Raw genomic sequence first — 21654 nt, forward strand, 5'->3', positions numbered from 1 at the left:
TGCCCTAGCTCAATGATCTGCTGACGGGAGGCCGTGACATGGCAAGAGGTTCTTTTCGACGGGACAAGCTGACGCGGCCCATCTTCCGCTGGGCGCAGAAGGCGATGCCGGCGATTTCGGAAACGGAAGCCAAGGCCATCGACGCCGGCACGGTCTGGTGGGACGGGGAGCTGTTTTCCGGATCTCCCGACTGGGACGCGCTGGTCGCCATGGCCCCGGCGGCCCTGTCGGCGGAGGAACAGGCCTTCATGGACGGGCCGGTCGAGCAGCTCTGCGCCATGGTGGACGACTGGAAGATCACCGTCACCGATCATGACCTGCCGCCCGAAGTGTGGGAGTTCCTGCGCCGCGAGAAGTTCTTCGGCATGATCATTCCCAAGGCCTATGGCGGCCTCGGCTTTTCCAACACGGCGCATTCGGAAGTCGTGCGCAAGGTCTCGTCCGTCAGCGTCGTCGCGGGCGTCACGGTCATGGTGCCCAACTCGCTCGGGCCGGGCGAATTGATGCTGCATTTCGGCACGGAAGAGCAGAAGAACCACTGGCTGCCGCGCCTGGCCGACGGACGCGAGATTCCCTGCTTCGGCCTGACCTCACCCGATGCAGGTTCCGATGCCGCCGCCATGCAGGATACCGGCATCGTCGAATATGGCGAGCATAAGGGCGAGCGGGTGCTCGGCATCCGGCTGAACTTCGACAAGCGCTACATTACGCTCGGGCCCGTCGCGACCGTCATGGGCCTGGCTTTCAAGATGCGGGATCCGGACAACCTTCTCGGCCGCGGCACCGAACTCGGCATCACCGTGGCGCTGCTGCCGACGGCCACGCCGGGCGTTTCCTATGGCGAGCGCCATGTGCCGCTGTCGACCTATTTCCAGAACGGTCCGCTGCACGGCAAGGACGTCTTCATTCCGCTGGACTGGATCCTCGGCGGGCCGGCGCAGATCGGCGAGGGCTGGACCATGCTGATGACGGCCCTGGCCGCCGGGCGCAGCATTTCGCTGCCCTCCCAGTCGGCAGCGGCCTGCGCCATGGCGGCGCGTGTTTCCGGCGCCTATGCGCGGGTGCGCCACCAGTTCAACCTGCCCATTGGCCGCTTCGAAGGCATCCAGGAGCCGCTCGCGGAGATCGCCGCCAATGCCTATCAGGTCGATGCGGCACGGCGCCTGACGCTCGCCGCGCTCGACCAGGGGCACCGGCCTTCGGTCCTGTCGGCCATCATGAAGGCCAATGCGACGGAGCGTATGCGCCAATCCGTTTCCCATGCCATGGACATTCACGGTGGCAAGGCCATCGTGGAGGGGCCGCGAAATTACATGGCGCCGCAATACCGCTCCGTCCCCATCGGCATCACGGTGGAAGGCGCCAACATCCTGACGCGCAGCCTGATGATCTTCGGCCAGGGGGCAATCCGCGCCCACCCCTACATGCTGAAGGAGATGAAGGCCCTGTCCAACCCGGACCGGGAGGCCGGGCTGGACGAATTCGACACGCATTTCTGGGCCCATGTCGGCCATTCGGCGCGCAATGCCGCACGCGCCTTCCTGCGGGGCTGGACGGGCGGCATCGTGGCGCCGGCGCCCGACCGGGCCGACCTGACCGGCCATTGGCGCCAGCTTTCGCGCCTGTCCTCGGCCTTTGCGCTGACGGCCGACATGGCGCTTCTGACGCTCGGCGGCGCGCTCAAGCGCAAGGAGATGCTGTCGGGCCGCCTGGGCGATATATTGAGCGAGCTCTACATGCTCGCCGCCGTCCTGAAGCGCTTCGAGACGGAGGGCCGGCCCGAGGCCGACAAGCCGCTGATCGACTACATCATGCGGCGTGGCCTCAACCGCATCGGCGCTCCCTTCGACGGCATCCTTGCCAATCTGCCCTCACGCCCCGCCGCGCTGGCCATCCGCATCATCGCCTTCCCGGCCGGCGTGCCGTACGCGCCGCTGCGTGACGAATTGGTGACCGAGGTGGCCGAAATGCTGATGCGCCCCACATCCCAGCGCGACAGGTTGACGGCCGGGCTCTATCTCGGCGGCGGCAGGGACGACTACGCCATCGCCGAACTCGACGTCGCGCTCGACCTCGTCACCCGGGCGGAACCCGCCTATCGCAAGATGAAGGAGGCCAGGGTGAGAGATATGGACAAGGCGCTCGCCGACGGGGTGATCGACGCGCAGGAACATGCGCTTCTGGCAGAGGCGCAGGCCGCCACGCGCGGCGTGATCGCCGTGGATGCCTTCCCGGCCGACATGATCGCACCCCGGGCGGCCGACCGCCCGAGCCTGAATGCGGAGGCCGCCGAATGACGAGGGCCGTCTATCTGGTCGACGGGGCGCGCACGCCCTTCCTGAAGGCGCGCGGCAAGCCCGGCCCGTTCACGCCGGTCGATCTGGCGGTGCAATGCGGACGGCCGCTCCTGATGCGGCAGGGCTTTTCGCCCGCCGACATCGACCTCGTCATCCTGGGCTGCGTGAACGTGATCGCCGACGAGATGAACCCGGCCCGCGTGGCCGGCCTGCGGCTCGGCCTTCCCGAATCCGTCCCGGCCTTCACCGTACAGATCAATTGCGGATCGGGCATGCAGTCCATGGACACCGCCTTCCGCACCATCGAGGGCGGGCATGCGGACATCGTGCTCGCCGGCGGCACGGAGGCGCTCAGCCATTCACCGCTGGTGCTGCGGCGCGAGGCCGTCGACTGGTTCGCGCGGTTGAACGCCGCCCGCTCCACGACGGACCGCCTCAAGGCCCTGTCCGGGTTGAAGCCTGGCTTCCTGAAGCCGGAAATCGGGCTGGAGCGGGGCCTGACCGACCCGATCACCGATCTCGGCATGGGGCAGACGGCGGAAAAGATCGGCCATCTGTTCAAGATCGGCCGCCGTGATGCGGATGCCTATGCCGCGCAGAGCCACCAGCGCCTGGCCGCCGCGCAGGCGGAAGGGCGGCTGAAGGGAGAACTCATCCCCGCCATCGACCGGGACGGCAACGTCTACGACCACGATGACGGCGTGCGCCCGGATTCGACCGTCAAAAGCCTGGCCGGGCTGAAGCCGGTCTTCGAGAAGCCCTTCGGCAACGTGACGGCCGGCAACTCCTCGCAGATTACCGATGGCGCGGCCTGGACCATCCTGGCCAGCGAGGACGCCGTGCGCCGGCACGGGCTCGAGCCGCTCGCCCGTATCGTGGATTCGCATTGGGGCGCCCTCGACCCCTCCATCATGGGGCTCGGTCCAGTCATGGCCACGGGGCCGATCCTGCAGCGCAACCGACTGTCTTTGTCCGATGTCGGGCTGGTGGAGCTGAACGAAGCCTTCGCGACGCAGGTCCTGGCCTGCCTTGCCGCCTTCGAGGACGAGGAGGTCTGCCGCCAGGTGCTCGGCTTGCCAGGTGCGGCCGGAACGATCCCCCGCGAGAGGCTGAATGTCGATGGCGGCGCCATTTCGCTCGGCCATCCGGTGGGTACGAGCGGCACGCGCATCACCCTGCATCTGGCCAATGCTATGCGCCAACGCGGTGCCGCCAACGGCATCGCCACCGAATGCATTGGCGGCGGCCAGGGTGGCGCCATGCTCCTGGAAGCGGCCTGAGCGGAGACACAATGATGGACACCATGCTCGAAACGCTGCGACCCCGCGCCATGGAACTTGGTCCCGCCGCCGACATGACGGCCGGCGGCAACTGGCGCGCCGCAACCGATGCCGACCGGGTCATGTGGCTGGTTCTCGACAGGCCGGGCAAGTCGGTCAATGTGATCGATCGCCAGGTCTTGGAAGAGTTGAACGCGCTGATCGACCGGATCGAGGCGGAACGGCCGGCGGCCGTCGTCCTGCGGTCGGCCAAGCCCGCCGGCTTTGCCGCCGGCGCCGACATCAACCAGTTCGTCGGCGCGTCGACCGACGATATCCGCGCCATGCTCGGACAGGGTCATATCGTGCTCGACCGGCTGGAGCATCTGGCCATGCCGACCATCGCGGTGATCCACGGCCACTGCCTGGGCGCGGGCCTGGAACTTGCACTTGCATGCCGTTTCCGGCTCGCTGTCGCGGGTGCATCGCTCGGCTTCCCGGAGGTTATGCTGGGCCTGCATCCCGGCCTCGGCGGCACGTTCCGTTCGCTCGAAATCGCCGATCCGATCGAAGCCATGACCATGATGCTGACCGGCAAGCCGGCCGATGCGCGCAAGGCGCGCCGCATGGGCCTTGTCGATACGGTGCTGGAAGAGCGCCATGTCGGCAATGCGGTTACGGCCATCCGCACCGGCGAAATGCCGGCGCGTGAGGCGGGCTTGCGTCAGCGCGCCTTCGGCCTGCGCCCGGCGCGCAGCCTTGCCGCACGCCAGATGCGCAAGAAGGCGGCCGAGCAGGCAAGCCCAGCCCACTACCCGGCGCCCTTCCGGCTGATCGACATGTGGGAGCAGCATGGCGGCAGCGCGTCCGCCATGCGCCGGGCGGAACTCGACAGTTTCGCCGAACTGGTCGAAACGCCCACCTCACGTAATCTGGTGCGGACCTTCTTCCTGCGAGAAGCGATGCGCGGGGCAAAGTCCGGCCGGTCCGACATCCGCCGCGTCCACGTGATCGGGGCCGGAGCCATGGGCGGAGACATCGCCGCCTGGGCCGCGCGCCAGGGCTTTGTCGTGACGCTGCAGGATATCGACCTGAAGCCCATCGGCCGCGCCGTCAAAGCCGCCAACGCCATGTTCGCGGCCACCTTGAAGGATCCGTTGAAAGTCCGTGACGCGGCCGACCGGCTCATCCCGGACCCGGACGGGATCGGCATTGCCCATGCGGACCTCGTCATCGAGGCGGCGCCGGAAAAGCTGGAGCTCAAGAGGAGCATCTATGCGCAGGTGGAGCCAAGGCTGAAGCCGGGTGCGCTCCTGTCGTCCAACACCTCCGCTTTGCCATTGGAGCAACTGGCGGAAGGGCTGGCGGATAAGAGCCGCTTCGTCGGGCTGCATTTCTTCAACCCGGTCTCCCGCATGCAGCTGGTGGAAATCGTCTCGCATCCGGTCGTCGGCTCGGAAACGGCCCGCCGCGCCACCGCCTTCGCGGTCGAGCTCTCGCGGCTGCCGGCGCCCGTGCGTTCGGCGCCGGGCTTCCTCGTCAACCGCGCCTTGACCCCGTATATAGCCGAAGCGCTGCTGATGGTCGGGGAGGGCATTCCCAAGGAGCGGATCGACGCGCGGGCTCAAGGCTTCGGCATGCCCATGGGGCCCGTCGAACTGGCCGACCGCGTCGGGCTCGATATTGCGCTCGACGTGTCGGCCTCGCTCGCCGAGCGGCTCGGCACGCAGTTTCCGCAGACGCCCCCCTGGCTCGCCCAGATGGTGCGCGAGGGACGGCTCGGCATCAAGACGGGCGGCGGCCTGTACGATTACGTCGACGGCAAGCCCAGGAAGATCCATGTCGACGCCATTCCCGACGGCGCCAAGGACGATCCGGACCTCGAAGACCGGCTGATCCTGCCCATGCTGAACGCCGTCGTGGCCTGCCTGCGCGAAGGCGTGGTCGAAAACGAGGATATCGCCAATGGGGCGATGATCTTCGGGACGGGGTTCCCGCCCTTCCGCGGCGGCCCGATGCACTATGCGCGCGCGCGCGGGATCGACGAGATCGTCGAACGCCTGCGCGCATTGGAAGCCCGCCTCGGACCGCGTTTCGCGCCCGATCCGGGTTGGGCCGAACTGTCGCAGCGTGTCGATTGACGTAAGCGTCAATCGCGCGTAGCGCTGGGTCGGATGGTTCGTGTGCCGGGGAGGGCAGACCCATGTATCAAGCGCCACTCGACGAGATCGGCTTTACCTTGAAGCAGATCGTCGGTGTTTCGGACGCGTTGCAGGCGGGGCGCTTCGGCGATCTGTCGGAAGACCTGATCGACGCCATTCTGGACGAAGCCGGGCGTTTCGCCTCCACCCGAGCCGAACCGCTGGCCGCGATCGGTGACAGGGTCGGCGCGCAGTATCAGGACGGCCGCGTGACCATGCCGCCGGGCTGGGCGGATCTTTACCGCGAATGGTGCGCCGCCGGGTGGAACGGGCTGAGCGGCCCTGTGGAGGCAGGCGGCCAGGGGCTGCCCACGGTCCTGTCGGCCGCGGTGACGGAAATGTGGAACAGCGCCTCCATGGCCTTCGGCATCGGGCCGACGCTGACCATCGGTGCGGTCGAGGCGCTGCACCGCCATGGCAGCGAAGCGCTGAAGGCGACCTATCTGGAAAAGCTGACCGATGGGCGCTGGACGGGGACGATGCAGCTGACCGAACCGCAATGCGGCTCGGACCTGTCGGCCCTGCGCACACGCGCGGAGCGCCGGGCGGACGGCACCTACCGGATCTTCGGCCAGAAGATCTACATCACCTTCGGTGAGCATGACATGACGGACAATATCGTCCACCTGATCCTGGCGCGCCTGCCGGACGCGCCGCCCGGGGTCAAGGGCATATCCCTGTTCCTGGCGCCCAAGTTCATCCCGGATGCAGAGGGGCGGCCGGGCGTGCGCAACGATGTGCATGCCGCCGGCATGGAGCACAAGATGGGCATCCATGCCTCGCCCACCTGTACCATGGTCTATGGCGACAATGTTGGAGACACGGGCGAGCCGGGTGCCGTCGCCTGGCTGGTGGGCGAAGAAAATCGCGGGCTCGCCTGCATGTTCACCATGATGAACGCGGCGCGCCTCTATGTCGGGATTCAGGGCCTGGGCGTGGCAGAGGCGGCAACCCAGCGGGCGCTCGCCTATGCGCGGGAGCGCCGGCAGGGCCGCAGCCCGGGCGGCGGGGCCGACATGGTGCCGATCCTGGAGCATCCCGATATCCGCCAGATGCTGATGACCATGAAGGCGCTGACGGCGGCGGCGCGCAGCATCTGCTATGCCTGCGCCTTTGCCATCGATATGGCGCACGGCACGGATGCGGACGCCGCCGCCTGGCAGGACCGCGCGAGCCTGCTGACGCCGCTGGCCAAGTCCTTTGCCACCGATATCGGGGTCGAGGTCGCCTCGCTCGGCATCCAGGTTCATGGCGGCATGGGCTATATCGAGGAAACGGGGGCGGCGCGGCTGCTGCGCGACGCGCGGATCGCCCCCATCTACGAAGGCACGAACGGCATTCAGGCCATCGACCTCGTCACCCGTAAGCTCCCCTTGGCGCAAGGGGATGCCGTGCGCCGCCTGTTCGAGGAGATCGGCGGCGTGGTCGACGCGCTCGCCGCCACCGATCATGCCGCCTTTGACGGGATGGCACCTGCGCTGCGGCAGGGCCTGGATGCACTCACGGCGGCAACGCAGCATTTGCAGGGCGCCGCACCGGCCGATGCCCTGGCCGGCGCGACGGCCTATCAGCGCCTCTTCGCGCTGGTGCTCGGCGCATCCCTGATGGCGCGGGGCGCCCTGGCCGATCCAGCAGCGGAGGGGCGGGTCGCAACGGCGCGCTTCCTGCACATCGCCATCCTGCCGGAGGCGGCCGCCCTGTCGGCCCGGGTGCGCGCGGCGGGGAATGCCCTGGCCGGCTCCGGAGCCGCGCTCACATGAGCGGCGGCGCGACCACGGGCCATGTCCACACCCATCTCGACGGTGCGATCCTGTCCGTGCGGCTGGATCGTCCCGACAAGAAGAACGCCCTCGACCAGCCCATGTACCGCGCGCTCACGCAGGCGCTGACGGAGGCTGCGGCGCCGTCCATCCGGGTGATCCTCCTGAGCGGCGCGCCGGGGGCCTTCTGTGCCGGCAACGACATCGGCGATTTCCTGCGCTACGCGCAGACCGGCGAAGGGCTGGAGGATACATTCGCCTTCATGACGGCGCTTGGCGCTCTCGACACGCCGATCGTGGCGGCGGTGGACGGGCTTGCCATCGGCATCGGGGCGACGCTCATGTTCCATTGTGACTTGGCCTTCGCCACGCCGCGCTCGGTATTCCGCACGCCCTTCCTGGACCTCGGCGTCGTGCCGGAGGCCGGGTCGAGCCTCCTGGCGCCGCTCCATATGGGCCAGCGGAACGCCTTTGACCTCCTGGTGGCCGGAGCGGCTTTCGACGCGGCGGCAGCGGAGCGGACGGGCCTCATCTCCCGCGTGGTGGGCGAGGACGCGCTGGAAGCCACGGCACGTCAGGCCGCCGAGCGGCTGGCGGCCAAGCCCCCGGAAGCCCTTGCCATCGCCCGCCGGCTCCTGCGCGGCGATCCGGCCGCGCTGCAGGCCCGCATTACGCAGGAGCTGGCACTGTTCGAGGAAAGGCTGCGCTCTCGCGAGGCGCGGGAGGCCTTCGCCGCCTTCATGGCGCGCTCGTCTTAGCCCGCCGGATGATGCGCGTGACGATATAGACCGCTGCGATCGCCCCGACGATGCCGCCGATCACGAAGAACCGGCGGCCGAAATGCAGGTAATGCTCCAGCGCCGTCCCGAAATAATAGGCGGCCAGCGTCCAGGCGCCGGCCCAGAGCGCGGCGCCGACCGCATTGGCGATGAAGAATGTCAGCCAGTGCATGCCGGTGATGCCGGCCACCAATCCGTTCAACTGGCGCAGCAGAACGAAGAAGCGGGCAAAGACGACCACCCAGGCCCCGTGCTTCAGGAACTGCGCCTCGACGGCCGCAAAGCGCGGCTCGGTCAGGCCCACATGCGCGCCATAGCGCGTGATGATGGGCCGGCCGACCGTCTTGCCGATGATGTAGCCGAGATTGTCCCCCATGACGCCGCCCACCCAGGCGGCCAGGAAGACCGTCGTGATATCGAGTTCGCCCCGGCCCGCCAGAAGGCCTGAGGCGATGAGCAGGCTTTCGCCCGGCAAGGGCAGTCCCGTGGATTCCAGGAAGATGACGACGAGGATGACCCCAGCGCCATAGGCATGCAGGAATTCCATGACCTCATGCATCGGCGCTCGCATCCTTCCCGCGGGTTCGCGCCCACAATAGGGTCAGCCGCGCCGCGCGAACAGGGCCACCGCCTCGACATGATGCGACCATAGGAACTGGTCGATGGGTGTGACGCTCAGGAGTTCGTAGCCGCCATCCACCAGGATGCGCGCATCACGCGCAAGGGTGAGCGGATTGCAGGACACGGCGGCGACCCGGCGCACGGTCGATTCTGCAAGCTGGCGGCACTGCGCTTCCGCGCCCGCCCGTGGCGGATCGAACAGGACGCCGTCGAAGCGTCCGAGCTCCTTGGCGGTCACGGGGCGGCGGAACAGGTCCCGGCGCTCGACGGTCAGAGGCTTCAGCCCGGATGCGCTCCGCGTCGCGGCCTGCAGCACGGACAGGGCGGCCGCATCGCTTTCCACCGCGTGGGTGGCATGCCGCCGCGCCAGGCGGAAGCTGAACGTGCCCACCCCGCAGAACAGGTCCGCCACCGCCTTCAACCCGCCGAAATGGTCCAGCGCGTGGCGCGCCATCTCGGCCTCCGCGCTGGCGACCGCCTGCACGAAGGCGCCCGGCGGCAGGGCGATGGGTATATCGCCCGCCAGGATCATCGGCTTGCCGGCCTCGACCAGGATTTCCCCGCCAAGGCTCAGCCGTGCCAGGCCGGAGCCGAGCGCCTCGGTCACGAGGTCGCGGCGCAGGCGTTCATTGGCCGGCGCACCGCCCTCGATGGCGATGTCGAGCCCCGTTCCGCTGCTCGTCACGGTCAGCCGCGCCTCTCCCTTGCGCGGCACCACCCGTTCGGCAATCCGCCGCAGCATGGGCAGCGCCGCCTCGATCTCCGGCAGCACGACGAGGCAGCGCTGCAAGGCGACGATGCGCTGGCTCAGCGCCGCATGGAACCCCAGAAGGACGCGCGGCCCCGCGCGCGTGGCGCTGAAGACGGCACGCCGCCGGGTGGCCGGAGCGCAGCCGACCAGCGGCTCGACGTTCGGTTCGAGGCCCACGCGCCGGAACGCTTCCACAACCGTGTCGCGCTTGAAATCCCGGTAGAATGTGTCGGAGACGTGCTGCAGGTCGCAGCCCCCGCAGGCGCCATAATGCGGGCAGGGTGCCTCGCGCCGCTCGGCGGATGCCTGCAGCACCTCCTGAAGCTGGCCGCGTGCCCCGTCCCGCGCCACGCGGACACGCTCGCCCGGCAGCGTAAAGGGCACATAGACCGTCGTGCCGATGCTGTCGCGCCCGATGCCGTCGGCCTTGATGCCAAGATGGTCGATCTGGATCGTGTCGTTCACGTCTTTCGTCCTGCCAGCAGGAATTCCTGATTGCCGTCACCGCCCGCGATGGGCGAGGGGAGAATGCCGATGGATCGCCAGCCGGGTTGGCCGTCGAGCCATTCCGCAAGCCCCTGCGCGATGCGCGGGCCGACCGCCGCATCCCGCACGATGCCCCCCTTGCCGATCGCCTCCCGGCCCGCCTCGAACTGCGGCTTGACCAGGAAGATCCCGAGCGCCCCGGGCTCCGCCAGGGCCAAGGCCGGCGGCAAAGCGAGCGTCAGCGAGATAAAGCTGACATCGGACAGGACCAGATCGATCGCATGGCCGGCCAGATGCCGTTCCTCGAGGGCCCGGGCATTCAGCCCGTCGATCCGCGTGACGCGCGGATCCTTCGCCAGGCGCTTGTGCAACTGGTCGTGACCGACATCCAGGGCGACGACATGGCGTGCGCCGCGCGCCAGGGCCACTTGCGTGAAGCCGCCCGTAGAGGCCCCCACGTCCAACGCCACGCGCCCGGCAATGTCGAGCGCGAAGCCATCCAGCGCGGCCTCCAGCTTGAGCGCCGCACGCGATACATAGGCCGCCGCCGGGTCGTTCAGGGCCAGCACGGCAGTGTCCGCTATGCGCTGGCCGGGCTTCAGGCAGAGCTGGCCGTCGATCGTCACATGCCCGCGCAGAATTGCATCGCGGGCCCGTGCGCGGCTCTCGCACAGGCCGCGATCGGCAAGCGCCTGATCCAGCCGTGTCCTGTCGCTCACGCCTGAAGGACGCGGTGCGCCGAATTGCCGAGCGCGCGGAAGACGGCATCCACGATGCCGGCCCGACCGAGCCCGGACTGTTCGATCATGGCCTCGGGCGATGCATGGTCCACGAAGCGGTCGGGCATTGTCAGCGGCCGGACCTTGAGCCCATGCTCCAGCAGGCCGTTGCGCGCCATGTGCTCCAGCACCTGGGCCGCGAAGCCACCACTCGCGCCTTCTTCCAGGAGGATGAGCACCTCGTGGTTCTGCGCCAGGCGGCGGATCAGCTCGGCATCGAGCGGCTTGGCGAAGCGGGCGTCGGCCACGGTGGACGACAGGCCGAAGGTTTCGAGCTCGTCGGCGGCAGCCAGAGCATCGGCCAGGCGCGAGCCGAAGGACAGGATGGCGACCTTCGTCCCCTCGCGCAGGATCCGGCCCTTGCCGATGGTCAGCTCCTGTCCGCGTGCCGGCATCTCGACGCCGACACCGTTGCCACGCGGATAGCGGAAGGAGATCGGCCCATCGTCGTAGAGCGCGGCCGTGCGGACCATATGGCGCAGCTCCGCCTCGTCGGCCGCGGCCATGACGACCATGCCGGGCAGGGGCGCCAGGAAACCCGTGTCGAAGCTGCCGGCGTGGGTCGGCCCGTCGGCGCCGACGAAGCCGGCCCGATCGATGGCGAAGCGCACGGGCAGGTGCTGGATCGCCACATCATGGACGATCTGGTCATAAGCCCGCTGCAGGAAGGTGGAGTAGATGGCGCAGAAGGGCTTGTAGCCTTCGCTCGCCAGTCCCGCCGCGAAGGTGACGGCGTGCTGCTCGGCAATGCCGACATCGAAGGTGCGCTTGGGGAAGGCCTCGCCGAAGAGATCGAGCCCGGTTCCGTTCGGCATGGCGGCGTTGATCGCCACGATACGCTCGTCGTCCTGCGCTTCCTGGATCAGGCTTTCCGCAAAGACGCGGGTATAGCTCGGCGCATTCGCCTTAGCCTTGGCTTGCTTGCCCGTCACCACGTCGAACTTGGAGACGCCGTGATACTTGTCGGCCGAGCTTTCGGCCGGGCCGTAACCCTTGCCCTTCTGCGTGACGACATGAACGAGGATCGGGCCTTCGCCGGCATCGCGCACGTTTTTCAAAACGGGCAGGAGGTGGTCCAGATCGTGCCCGTCGATCGGGCCGACATAATAGAAGCCGAGCTCCTCGAACATGGTGCCGCCGGTGAAGAAGCCCCGCGTGAACTCTTCCGTCCGGCGCGCGCCTTCGCGCACGAATTCGGGCAGGTGGTCGGTGATCTGCTTGGCGCGGTTGCGCAGCGTGCGGTACGTCTTGCCGGAGACGAGCCTTGCCAGATAGGCGCTCATGGCGCCGGTGGGCGGCGCGATGGACATGTCGTTATCGTTCAGGATGACGATGAGCCGCGCATCGAGCGCGCCGGCATTGTTCATGGCCTCGTAGGCCATGCCCGCCGACATGGCCCCATCGCCGATGACGGCGATCACATTGTTGCGTTTGCCGGCCAGTTCGCTCGCCATCGCCATGCCAAGGCCGGCCGAGATCGAGGTGGAGGAATGGCCCGCCCCGAAGGGGTCGTAGACGCTTTCAGAGCGCTTGGCGAAGCCCGACAGGCCGTTTTCCTGCCGGATCGTGCGCATGCCTTCGCGCCGACCGGTCAGGATCTTGTGCGGATAGGCCTGGTGGCCGACATCCCAAATCAGCCGGTCCTGCGGCGTATCGAAGACATAGTGCAGGGCGACGGTCAGCTCCACGACGCCGAGCCCGGCGCCCAGGTGCCCGCCCGTCCGCGACACGGCGTCGATCAGGTCGCTGCGCACCTCGTCCGCGACCTGGCGAAGGCTGGATTCGGGCAATGCGCGCAGGTCGGCGGGCGAACCGATCTTGTCGAGCAGCGGAAACTTCAGATTGTCCGACACGTTCGGCGTTACCCTATGTTCACGAAACTTCAATGCAGTCGCACGGGAAGTTGCGCTTCCCTGGAACCATTTCAAGACGATATCTATCAGATGGCGCCTTGCCGCGGGAAAGTTATGGCCGTGGTTTCACGCTTTGCGCGGACCGGACACAATCCGTGTGCGGTTCAGGCCGGGTCGAGCGGCTCCGTTCCCGTGGCCCGCCCGCGTTGGCTCTTGATCCGCTCGACCTTGTCTTCGGCAGCGGTCAGCAGGCGCTCGCAATGGGCCTTCAGTCTCTCGCCACGCTCATAGGTCCGGATCGCCGCTTCGAGCGGCACGTCGCCACGCTCCAGATCGGAGACGATTCGCTCCAGGGCCTGCAGGGCCGCTTCGAAGCTGAGGGCTGCGATGTCGTCGTCTTCGACGGCTGGGGGCGTTGCGGGCATCGTCACTCCTTGCGGATCAACCGGTCATCAGCCGCTGGACATGGGTGGCGACGGAACGACCGAGGCCGGTCAGGTCGTAGCCACCCTCCAGCACGGAAACCAGCCGACCGTTACAGAAGCGGTCGGCCAAAGTCATCACCTGGCCGGTCGCCCAGTCGAAATCCTCCTCGGTCAGCTCGATCTCCGCGAGCGGGTCGCGGTAATGCATGTCGAAGCCGGCGGACAGGATGATGAGGTCGGGACGGAACTCGGTGACTGCCGGTGTGACCCGCGCCAGGAACGCCTCCCGGAACGCGTTGCCGCCATCGCCCGCCTTGAGTGGCGCGTTGACGATGTTGCCGGCGCCGGTCTCCGTCACGCTGCCGGTGCCGGGATAGAGCGGCATCTGGTGCAGGGACGCGTAGAGCACCGTCGGATCGCTCCAGAAGATATCCTGCGTGCCGTTGCCGTGATGCACGTCCCAGTCGATGATGGCGATGCGCGACAGACCGTGCGCCTCCTGCGCATGGCGGGCGGCGATGGCGGCCTGGTTGAACAGGCAGAAGCCCATGGCCGTGGCCCGTTCGGCATGGTGCCCGGGCGGACGGGCGGCTACGAAGGCGTTGGAGATGGCGCCGGACACGACATCGTCCACCGCCAGGCAGGCGCCGCCCACGCCGTGCAGCGCCGCGGTGAAACTGCGGGGGCTGACGACCGTATCGCCATCGATGCGCACCAGCCCCTCGGCCGGCGTCGCCTGCGCGACGCGGCGCACATAGTCTTCCGGATGGCAGAGATAGACGTCCTGCAACCGTCCTTCGGGCGCTTCGCAGCGTTGCAGGAGTTGGAACGTCTCGGCCTCCAGGGCCGCTTCCACGGCGCGGATGCGGTCGGGCCGCTCGGGATGGCCGGGCCCCGTCAGGTGCTCGGCGAAGATGGGATGGTGGTAAAGGCGCGTTCTCATCCGCGGCCCGTCTGGCCGCGATGGCGCAGATAATGATCGGCAATGGCGCAGGCGACCATCGCCTCGCCGATGGGAACGGCGCGTATGCCGACGCACGGATCGTGCCGGCCCTTGGTCATGACGTCCACCTCCTGCCCATCGGCATCCACCGAGCGGCGCTCCGTCAGGATGGAGGATGTCGGCTTGACAGCGAAGCGGGCGATGATGGCCTGGCCGGTGGAGATGCCACCCAGTATGCCGCCGGCATGGTTGCTCAGGAAGACGGGCTTGCCGTCCGGCCCCATGCGCATCTCGTCGGCGTTCTCTTCGCCGCTCAGCGTCGCTGCGGCGAAGCCTTCACCGATTTCCACACCCTTCACGGCGTTGATGGACATGAGGTTGGAGGCGATGTCCTGGTCGAGCTTGCCGTAGAGCGGGGCGCCGAGGCCTGCCGGCACGCCTTCGGCCACCACTTCAATCACCGCACCGATGGAAGAGCCCGCCTTGCGCACGGCGTCGAGATCCTGCGCCCAGAGCGCGGCCGTCTGCGGGTCCGGACAGAAGAAGGGGTTGTCGCGCAGGGTGGCCCAGTCCCAGCGGCTGCGGTCCACGGCGCGGGCGCCGATCTGAACCAGCGCCCCACGCACCACGAGCCCCGGCACGATGCGCCGGGCAATCGCGCCGGCGGCCACGCGCGTGGCGGTCTCCCGCGCCGAGGAGCGGCCGCCGCCCCGATAGTCGCGGATGCCGTATTTGACGTCGTAGGCATAGTCGGCATGGCCGGGCCGATAGCGCCGGGCAATATCGGAATAGTCCTTGGACCGCTGGTCGACGTTGCGGATTTCCATGGCGATGGGCGTGCCGGTGGCAATGAGCGAGCCATCCGCCTCCTGCATCACGCCGGACAGAACCTCGACCTGGTCGGGCTCCTGGCGCTGGGTCGTGTAGCGGGACTGGCCGGGGCGCCGCAGGTCGAGCTCAGCCTGGATGTCCTCAAGCCGGAAGCGCAGGCCGGGGGGCGTGCCGTCCACGATGCAGCCGATGGCCACGCCATGGCTTTCCCCGAAGGTCGTGACGCGGAAGAGATGGCCGAAACTGTTATGCGACATGACGATTCCTGGGGCCTGTTCACGCCCTCTGCCGGGCCCCGGGGTTTAAGACAGGCTTAAGCACAGGGTCAAATTCTATTCGTGTGCGACGACACGCGGGCGTGCGCTGCAGCGTGAAAAAACCATAAAGAGGGGTGAGCCTCAAGCACATCGCCTCCCCGTCGGGAATCGCAGGGCTGCATATTATGGACATCATGGACCGCCGAGCCATCGCCATCATCGCCAGCACGGTACTGGCCGTTTCGACCACCATCCCCGCCCGCGCGCAGGAGGCAGACGGCGTCGTCGATGCCATCGACGGCGCCAGGAGCCGGCTGACGCTGCGGGATGGGACCAGCTACGTCTTGCCGGCCAGCTTCGATGCAACGCCGCTGCGGCCGGGCATGGAAATCCATCTTCTCTATGTGGCCTGAACCCGCACGGTGATCTGAGCCGACCGGCTCAGACCCATTCGGTGGCGCCCTTGTCGGCGCGCAGGATCCGATCCTGGAAAATGCGCGCATGGGCGGCCGCATCCGGCGCCATGCCGCCGAAGAGGTTCAGGAAGGCGCGCGTGATGCCGCCATGCGCGACGATGATCGACGGGCGCTCAAGTTCCAGGAAGACCGGAGCCGCGCGTTCGGCCAGCATGGCGTAGGATTCCGCCGCCGCGCCCTCCGGGCGGAAGGTCCATTTGGCGGCATCGCGCCGCGCAAGGACCGTCGCGTCGGAGGCGGAAATCTCGGCCAGGGTGTGCCCCTGCCAGTCCCCGAAATTCAACTCGACCAGCCGCGCGTCGGTCGCATAGTCGTCCGGCGCAAGCCGGCATTCGCGCCGCAGGATGCGCATCGTCTCCTGCGTGCGGGCGAGGGGGCTGGCGATGAAGTCGAACTCAGCCAGCCGGTCCCCCAGCATCAGGCGCAGATAGCGCCCGTTGCGCTTGGCCTGGACGCGGCCCAGCGCATTCAGCGGCGTGTCGAGCTGGCCCTGGATACGGCCCTCGGCATTGAAGTCGGTCTGACCGTGGCGGCACAGATACAGGAGCGGCAGCACCGCCGATGCGCTGTCGGACACGGCGGGCTCAGTCCTTGATGACGGAAATGTCGGGCGCGTCCACGGCCTTCATGCCGACCGTATGATAGCCGGAATCGACATGGTGCACTTCGCCGGTCACGGCCGTCGACATGTCCGACAGGAGGTAAAGCGCCGATTGGCCGACCTCGTCGATGGTGACGGTGCGCTTGAGCGGGGAGTTGTACTCGTTCCACTTCAGAATGTAGCGGAAATCCCCGATGCCGGAGGCGGCGAGGGTCTTGATCGGCCCGGCGGAAATGGCGTTCACGCGGATCGCCTTCTTGCCGAGATCGACGGCCAGGTAGCGCACCGAGGCTTCCAGCGCGGCCTTAGCGACACCCATGACATTGTAGTGCGGCATGACCTTTTCGGCGCCGTAATAGGTCAGCGTCAGGATGGACCCGCCCTCGGTCATCAGCTTTTCGGCGCGCTGGGCGACGGCGGTCAGCGAATAGACCGAGATCAGCATGGTCTTGGTGAAATTGCCTTCCGTCGTGTCGACGTAGCGGCCGGTCAGTTCATCCTTGTCGCTGAAGCCGATGGCATGGACGACGAAGTCGAGCTTGCCCCATGTCTGCTCCAGCGTCTGGAAGACGGCATCAATGCTCGCGGCGTCGGACACGTCGCAATGGCCGGCCAGGACGGCGCCGAGCTCGGCAGCCAGCGGTTCGACGCGCTTCTTCAGGGCATCGCCCTGCCAGGTCAGCGCAATCTCCGCACCCTGCTCCGAAAGCGCCTTGGCAATGCCCCAGGCGATCGAACGGTTGTTCGCAACGCCCATGATAAGGCCGCGCTTGCCTGACATCAGGCCGCCAGTTTGCGCCATGGACGCGCTCCTCCACTCTTCGTGATCAGTTCCGGTGCGCGGGCGGTATGGCATAGGCCGTCACGCTCGACAAGTTACGCCGCGCCGCGCGCCCCGTCTTATTCGGCCGCCTTGGCATCGCGCCGCGCCTCGAGGAAGTGGACGAGTTCCTCGTCCCTGGCCTCCGGCAGGGCGATTTCGAGCGTGACCAGAAGATCGCCGCGCTCGCCGCCTTTCTGGGTCAGGCCCTTGCCGCGCAGGCGCAGCGTACGGCCGGATGTCGTCCAGGGCGCGATCTTGGCTGCCACGCGCCCGTCCAGCGTATCGATGGTGAGCCGACCGCCCAGGATCGCGGTTTCCAGCGGCAGCGCCTCGCGCAGGGTGAGGTCCCGGCCGCGGACCTTGAAGCGTGGATGTTCGGCAAAGGCGATGGTGATGAGCGCGTCGCCCGCGCGACCGCCTTCCGTCGGCGCCGGCTGGCCCTGTCCGCGCAGGCGAATCGTCTGCCCGTCCTCCACGCCCTCGGGCAGGCGGATCGCCAGGCGCTTGCCGGTCGGGAAGATGGCCTCGACCTTCTCGCCCGAGACGATGTCTTCGAGCGCGACTTTCAGCGTGGCGCGGATATCCTCTCCCTTCATCGGGGCGGAGCGCCGGGTACCGCCGGCGCCGCGCTGCGCGCGCCCGCCAAAGGCATGTTCGAAAAAGTCGGCAAAGCCCGACGCATCGCCGCCGCCGCCGCGGAAGTCGAAGCCGCCGCCCTGGCCGCCGAAAGGATCTCCGCCACGCGGGTTGAAGCCGCCGCCCTCGCCGAAGGGACCCTGACCGGGGAAGCCCTGGAAGCGCGGCTTGCCTTCGGCGTCGATCTCTCCGCGGTCGAACTGGCCGCGCTTTTCCGTGTCGCCCAGGATTTCATAGGCCTGGTTCACTTCGTTGAACCGACCGGGGGCGGCAGCGTCGCCCTGGTTGGCATCGGGGTGATAGGCCTTGGCCAATTTGCGGAAGGCCGACTTGATCTCGCCGGCTGTGGCCGTCTTGGCGACACCGAGTACGGTGTAGGGGTCCCGCATCCTCTTGTGATCCTTTTCTGCATTGCGATGCCACCGGCGTGCAGATGCCCGCCGGCGGCGCGTTCGTCCGATCCTTGTATCCTATATGGCAATGGCGCGACGTTCCGTTAAGGCCCGTCCGCGCCCATGCGCCACAATTCAGCCGTTCTGCGAAAAGCGCGTCAGGATCCATTCGCCGGCGCCGGCGCTGCAGGCCTCGCCGTCATACATGGCCACCCCGTCGAAGCGCTGGCGCGATGTGGTGAAGCTGCGGCACACGATGGGTCCGTCGCGGCGTTCGCTGATGGCCGTGATGGTGCCGGAGGCTCCCGTCTCGGCGTTGGCCCAGGGCAGGGGGGATACGCCATTGGCGATGCTGGCGGCCGAGACGGCGTTGCGCACCGTGCGGCCGTCGCTCAGCCGGTCCGGATCGGCGACGGGGCTTGCGGCCGGGGTGGGGGGCACGGCGCCCGGGGCGATAGAGTTGGTCACGATCGACCGGTCCACCATATCTTCGAGGCCGCCGCCCGAAAGGGTGCAGCCGCCAAGGCAAAGAGCCGCCACGGCCAACGGAGCCACGCCGAAGGATACGCGCCGAACCCGTTGGGGGCTGAAGTCTTTGCCCAATGCGACGATCCTCTTTATCAGATACCCGGATGGCTACTGGAGACTGACGCAAACCATGAATCGCGCGACATTAACATTGGATGAAGTGGGCCAGGATCCGCTTGCGACCTTTTCGACATGGTTAAAGGCGGCGACGGAAACGGAGGTGAACGATCCGAACGCCATGGGGCTGGCGAGCGTCGACGAAGACGGCATGCCCGACCTGCGCATGGTGCTTTTGAAGGGGCTCGATGGCGACGGCTTCGTCTTCTATACGAATTTCGAAAGCGCCAAGGGGGAGCAGCTCCTGCGCCAGCCGCGCGCCGCGCTGTGCTTCCACTGGAAGAGCCAGCGCCGCCAGGTGCGGGTGCGCGGGCTGGTGGAAGCCGTCACCGCGGCAGAGGCCGACCTCTATTACGAAAGCCGCCCCTATCGGAGCCGCATCGGCGCCTGGGCTTCGGACCAGTCACGTCCGCTGGCTGACCGCGCCATCCTGGAAGAGCGCGTCGCCAGCCTGGAAGCGCAGCATCCGGAGAGCGGCCCGCTGCCGCGTCCGGAGCGCTGGTCGGGCTTTCGCGTCCGGCCGCTGGCCATCGAGTTCTGGCAGGATGGCGCCTTCCGGCTGCACGATCGCTTCCGGTTCAGCCGCCCGGCGCTTGAACACGCCTGGACCGTGGAACGGCTCTACCCCTGAACGGGCCTTCGCCGGAACGGCATGGGCCGGGTCAGTCGGTTTGCGTCCCGCCCACCGTCATGCGGTCCATGCGCAGGTGCGGCTGGCCGACGCCTACCGGCACTCCCTGGCCGCTCTTGCCGCACATGCCGATCCCGGTATCGAGCGCCAGGTCGTTGCCGATCATCGACACGCGCTGCATCGCATCCGGCCCGTTGCCGATCAGCATGGCGCCCTTGATCGGCTCGGCCACCCTGCCGGCGCGGATGCGGTAGGCCTCGGTGCAGGCAAAGACGAACTTGCCGGAGGTGATGTCGACCTGCCCGCCGCCGAAGGAAACGGCATAAATGCCGTCTGCGACCGATTCGATGATCTCTTCCGGGCTGTGCTGGCCCGCCAGCATCATGGTGTTGGTCATGCGCGGCATGGGGACATAGGCATAGGACTGCCGCCGCCCGTTGCCGGTCGGCGCCATGCCCATGAGGCGCGCATTCTGCCGATCCTGCATATAGCCGACGAGCACCCCATCCTCGATCAGGACGTTGCGGGCGGAGGGGGTGCCCTCGTCGTCGATGGTGAGCGAGCCGCGCCGCTCGGCAATGGAGCCGTCGTCGACGACGGTTACCCCGGGCGAGGCCACCCGCTGCCCCATCAACCCGGCAAAGGCGGATGTCTTCTTGCGGTTGAAATCGCCCTCCAGGCCGTGGCCGACGGCCTCGTGCAGCATGACCCCGGGCCAGCCCGCCCCGAGGACGATGTCGAAGGTTCCGGCCGGTGCCGGGGCGGCTTCCAGATTGGTCAGGGCCTGGCGCAGCGCCGTGTCGGCCATGGCCTGCCAGTTGGCGGCTTCGACATAGGAATCGAAGCCGATCCGGCCGCCGCCGCCGAAGGAGCCGCTTTCCTGCCGGCCGCCGCGCTCGGCGACGACGCTGATATTGATCCGCACCAGAGGCCGCGTATCGCGCAGGAGTTGCCCGTCCGCCCGCAATATCTCTACCCGCTGCCATTGCGCACCGAGCGTGACCGAAACCTGGCGCACGGCCGGATCGCGCGCACGCAAATAAGCGTCGATCTCAGCCAGGAGGCGGATCTTGGCCTCGAAGGACGGTTCGGGGATGGGGTTCCCCTCGCCGTAGAGGCGGCGGTTGGTTCCTGAGGGCCCGGCGGCCACGATGGGCGTGTGGCCGGCCTTGACGGTGCCCGTCGCATCCGCCGCCCGATCCAGCGCGGCGGCCGTGAACTCGCCGGAATGGGCATAACCCACCGCCTCGCCGGCAACGCTGCGCATTCCAAAGCCCTGGTCGGTCGAGAAGTTGCCGCTCTTCAGGCGGCCATTGTCGAAGACGAGGGATTCCTGTTCGCGATACTCCAGGAAGAGTTCCCCGTCATCGGCGCCGTGCAGCGCCGCGGCGAGCCGCGCCTCGACGCTTTCGCGGGAAATGTCGAAGCGGTCGATCAGAAAATCCGACATGGCTCACTCGGGCTGGGTTGGGTGTGTCATGCTGCGGGAGATAGGCGCGCTTGAGTGCGATGTCAGCCCTCGATGCTCAGGGCAGGGCGGCAAAGCCTTCGCCGAACCCTTCCAGCTCCACCGGAATGCCGATGCCCTGTTCGGGGGTCTGGAACACGATGAAGGTGGCCGAGGTGCCGTCCGCCAGCGTCTTGTGGAGGTTGGGATCCAGGATGACCTCGGCGTAGCAGCCATCCTCGAAGCAGCGCATGAACTGCGCCTTGCCGATATCCTGCCCGTCCACGTACAGGCCGAGCCCGTTGGGAAGGAGCACGCCGAGCGGCGCCAGCACGCGCAGGATCTCGGTCTGGCCATCCGCCGTCTTGAGGGCGATCACCGTCAGCCCGACCTCGGGCCGGTCGTCGGCCACCACATTCTGCAGGAGGGCGCATTGCTCACGCGGGGCGCCCGGGGCGCTCTCGCAGACCACGGACCATGCGCCATGCGTCGAGCGGACCGACCCCGTGGCGCCGGATGCGGGCACGGCCGGGGATGCCGGCGCCGCGGCGGGCGGCGGTGCCGGTGTGTCGGTGGCGGGGGCCTGTGCCTCGGCGGCGGGGGCCGTGGGCGTGGCGGCTGGCGTTTCCTGGGCGAGCGCGGTGCCGGACAGGGCCAGGGAAACGAGCGCGGCGGCAGCGGTGGCGTTCAAAGGGTGCATCGTTCGTCTTCGTTCCGAATCACGCGTCCGGCCCATCCGGACAGGCTTCTGGTTATCGCAG

General features: G+C 67.9%; 20 protein-coding genes. 7 read left to right on the forward strand and 13 right to left on the reverse strand.

From position 1 onward, the window contains the following. The first annotated feature begins 38 nt into the window (after positions 1-38). The 5 genes from AUL30_RS08630 (at position 39) to AUL30_RS08650 (ending at position 8275) form a co-directional block, all read left to right on the forward strand. Complete coding sequence (locus AUL30_RS08630; protein WP_062227474.1) at positions 39-2297, forward strand: acyl-CoA dehydrogenase; 2259 nt, start codon at positions 39-41, stop codon at positions 2295-2297. Continuing rightward, complete coding sequence (locus tag AUL30_RS08635) at positions 2294-3577, forward strand: acetyl-CoA C-acetyltransferase (RefSeq protein WP_062227475.1); 1284 nt, start codon at positions 2294-2296, stop codon at positions 3575-3577. The genes AUL30_RS08630 and AUL30_RS08635 overlap by 4 nt, the downstream gene beginning before the upstream one ends. Positions 3578-3591: 14 nt before the next feature. Beyond that, complete coding sequence (locus AUL30_RS08640; protein WP_062227720.1) at positions 3592-5697, forward strand: 3-hydroxyacyl-CoA dehydrogenase NAD-binding domain-containing protein; 2106 nt, start codon at positions 3592-3594, stop codon at positions 5695-5697. Positions 5698-5759: 62 nt separating this feature from the next. Continuing rightward, entirely contained in the window at positions 5760-7517 is a 1758-nt protein-coding gene (locus AUL30_RS08645) for an acyl-CoA dehydrogenase (RefSeq protein ID WP_062227476.1), read from the forward strand. After that, complete coding sequence (locus AUL30_RS08650) at positions 7514-8275, forward strand: crotonase/enoyl-CoA hydratase family protein (RefSeq protein WP_062227477.1); 762 nt, start codon at positions 7514-7516, stop codon at positions 8273-8275. The genes AUL30_RS08645 and AUL30_RS08650 overlap by 4 nt, the downstream gene beginning before the upstream one ends. On the opposite strand, the gene AUL30_RS08655 is transcribed toward AUL30_RS08650, so the two are convergent. The 7 genes from AUL30_RS08655 to aroC all read right to left on the reverse strand — a co-directional run bounded on the left by AUL30_RS08655 (position 8256) and on the right by aroC (position 15242). Then, complete coding sequence (locus tag AUL30_RS08655; RefSeq protein WP_244490760.1) at positions 8256-8855, reverse strand: DedA family protein; 600 nt, start codon at positions 8853-8855, stop codon at positions 8256-8258. The genes AUL30_RS08650 and AUL30_RS08655 overlap by 20 nt on opposite strands. 42 nt (positions 8856-8897) lie before the next feature. Beyond that, positions 8898-10133: a class I SAM-dependent RNA methyltransferase gene (locus AUL30_RS08660; RefSeq protein WP_062227478.1), complete on the reverse strand. Its 1236-nt coding sequence runs from the start codon at positions 10131-10133 to the stop codon at positions 8898-8900. Next, a complete protein-coding gene (locus AUL30_RS08665; protein WP_062227479.1) occupies positions 10130-10873 on the reverse strand; it encodes a TlyA family RNA methyltransferase in 744 nt (247 codons plus the stop codon). Before AUL30_RS08665 ends, AUL30_RS08660 begins: the two co-directional genes overlap by 4 nt. Continuing rightward, positions 10870-12786: a 1-deoxy-D-xylulose-5-phosphate synthase gene (gene dxs / locus AUL30_RS08670; protein WP_062227480.1), complete on the reverse strand. Its 1917-nt coding sequence runs from the start codon at positions 12784-12786 to the stop codon at positions 10870-10872. The genes AUL30_RS08665 and dxs overlap by 4 nt, the downstream gene beginning before the upstream one ends. Positions 12787-12950: 164 nt before the next feature. Beyond that, on the reverse strand, positions 12951-13211 hold the full coding sequence (locus tag AUL30_RS08675; RefSeq protein ID WP_062227481.1) for an exodeoxyribonuclease VII small subunit: 261 nt from the start codon (positions 13209-13211) through the stop codon (positions 12951-12953). Between the two features lie 16 nt (positions 13212-13227). Next, on the reverse strand, positions 13228-14154 hold the full coding sequence (locus AUL30_RS08680; RefSeq protein WP_062227482.1) for a histone deacetylase family protein: 927 nt from the start codon (positions 14152-14154) through the stop codon (positions 13228-13230). Then, on the reverse strand, positions 14151-15242 hold the full coding sequence (gene aroC, locus AUL30_RS08685) for a chorismate synthase (RefSeq protein WP_062227483.1): 1092 nt from the start codon (positions 15240-15242) through the stop codon (positions 14151-14153). Before aroC ends, AUL30_RS08680 begins: the two co-directional genes overlap by 4 nt. Positions 15243-15436: 194 nt before the next feature. Between aroC and AUL30_RS08690 the strand changes: the two genes are divergently transcribed. Further along, complete coding sequence (locus AUL30_RS08690) at positions 15437-15655, forward strand: DUF1344 domain-containing protein (protein WP_192843037.1); 219 nt, start codon at positions 15437-15439, stop codon at positions 15653-15655. Positions 15656-15683: 28 nt separating this feature from the next. On the opposite strand, the gene AUL30_RS08695 is transcribed toward AUL30_RS08690, so the two are convergent. From AUL30_RS08695 to AUL30_RS08710, 4 genes are all read right to left on the reverse strand, one after another. Continuing rightward, positions 15684-16295, reverse strand: a complete 612-nt coding sequence (locus tag AUL30_RS08695; protein ID WP_244490761.1) for a histidine phosphatase family protein — start codon at positions 16293-16295, stop codon at positions 15684-15686. Positions 16296-16302: 7 nt separating this feature from the next. Further along, positions 16303-17121, reverse strand: a complete 819-nt coding sequence (gene fabI / locus AUL30_RS08700) for an enoyl-ACP reductase FabI (protein WP_062227485.1) — start codon at positions 17119-17121, stop codon at positions 16303-16305. Between the two features lie 98 nt (positions 17122-17219). Continuing rightward, a complete protein-coding gene (locus AUL30_RS08705; RefSeq protein WP_062227486.1) occupies positions 17220-18167 on the reverse strand; it encodes a DnaJ C-terminal domain-containing protein in 948 nt (315 codons plus the stop codon). A gap of 138 nt (positions 18168-18305) precedes the next feature. Further along, the gene (locus tag AUL30_RS08710) at positions 18306-18773 is read right to left on the reverse strand and encodes an RT0821/Lpp0805 family surface protein (protein WP_062227487.1); all 468 of its coding nucleotides are present in this window, start codon (positions 18771-18773) and stop codon (positions 18306-18308) included. 55 nt (positions 18774-18828) lie between these two features. On the opposite strand from AUL30_RS08710, the gene pdxH reads away from it, so the two are divergent. Beyond that, complete coding sequence (gene pdxH, locus AUL30_RS08715; protein WP_062227488.1) at positions 18829-19446, forward strand: pyridoxamine 5'-phosphate oxidase; 618 nt, start codon at positions 18829-18831, stop codon at positions 19444-19446. Positions 19447-19477: 31 nt separating this feature from the next. Here the strand turns inward: pdxH and tldD are convergent, their stop codons facing one another. Further along, positions 19478-20896, reverse strand: a complete 1419-nt coding sequence (tldD, locus tag AUL30_RS08720) for a metalloprotease TldD (protein WP_062227489.1) — start codon at positions 20894-20896, stop codon at positions 19478-19480. 76 nt (positions 20897-20972) lie between these two features. Next, complete coding sequence (locus tag AUL30_RS08725) at positions 20973-21593, reverse strand: invasion associated locus B family protein (RefSeq protein ID WP_083507787.1); 621 nt, start codon at positions 21591-21593, stop codon at positions 20973-20975. Positions 21594-21654 lie beyond the last annotated feature (61 nt).

Source organism: Aureimonas frigidaquae (assembly GCF_001463905.1).
GTDB classification, from domain to species: domain Bacteria; phylum Pseudomonadota; class Alphaproteobacteria; order Rhizobiales; family Rhizobiaceae; genus Aureimonas; species Aureimonas frigidaquae.

Coding starts and splice junctions, on each gene's coding strand:
- AUL30_RS08630 (WP_062227474.1), top strand. CDS start 39: ATGGCAAGAGGTTCTTTTCGACGGGACAAGCTGACGCGGCCCATCTTC.
- AUL30_RS08635 (WP_062227475.1), top strand. CDS start 2,294: ATGACGAGGGCCGTCTATCTGGTCGACGGGGCGCGCACGCCCTTCCTG.
- AUL30_RS08640 (WP_062227720.1), top strand. CDS start 3,592: ATGGACACCATGCTCGAAACGCTGCGACCCCGCGCCATGGAACTTGGT.
- AUL30_RS08645 (WP_062227476.1), top strand. CDS start 5,760: ATGTATCAAGCGCCACTCGACGAGATCGGCTTTACCTTGAAGCAGATC.
- AUL30_RS08650 (WP_062227477.1), top strand. CDS start 7,514: ATGAGCGGCGGCGCGACCACGGGCCATGTCCACACCCATCTCGACGGT.
- AUL30_RS08655 (WP_244490760.1), bottom strand. CDS start 8,855: ATGCATGAGGTCATGGAATTCCTGCATGCCTATGGCGCTGGGGTCATC.
- AUL30_RS08675 (WP_062227481.1), bottom strand. CDS start 13,211: ATGCCCGCAACGCCCCCAGCCGTCGAAGACGACGACATCGCAGCCCTC.
- AUL30_RS08680 (WP_062227482.1), bottom strand. CDS start 14,154: ATGAGAACGCGCCTTTACCACCATCCCATCTTCGCCGAGCACCTGACG.
- aroC (WP_062227483.1), bottom strand. CDS start 15,242: ATGTCGCATAACAGTTTCGGCCATCTCTTCCGCGTCACGACCTTCGGG.
- AUL30_RS08690 (WP_192843037.1), top strand. CDS start 15,437: ATGGACCGCCGAGCCATCGCCATCATCGCCAGCACGGTACTGGCCGTT.
- fabI (WP_062227485.1), bottom strand. CDS start 17,121: ATGGCGCAAACTGGCGGCCTGATGTCAGGCAAGCGCGGCCTTATCATG.
- AUL30_RS08705 (WP_062227486.1), bottom strand. CDS start 18,167: ATGCGGGACCCCTACACCGTACTCGGTGTCGCCAAGACGGCCACAGCC.
- pdxH (WP_062227488.1), top strand. CDS start 18,829: ATGAATCGCGCGACATTAACATTGGATGAAGTGGGCCAGGATCCGCTT.
- tldD (WP_062227489.1), bottom strand. CDS start 20,896: ATGTCGGATTTTCTGATCGACCGCTTCGACATTTCCCGCGAAAGCGTC.
- AUL30_RS08725 (WP_083507787.1), bottom strand. CDS start 21,593: ATGCACCCTTTGAACGCCACCGCTGCCGCCGCGCTCGTTTCCCTGGCC.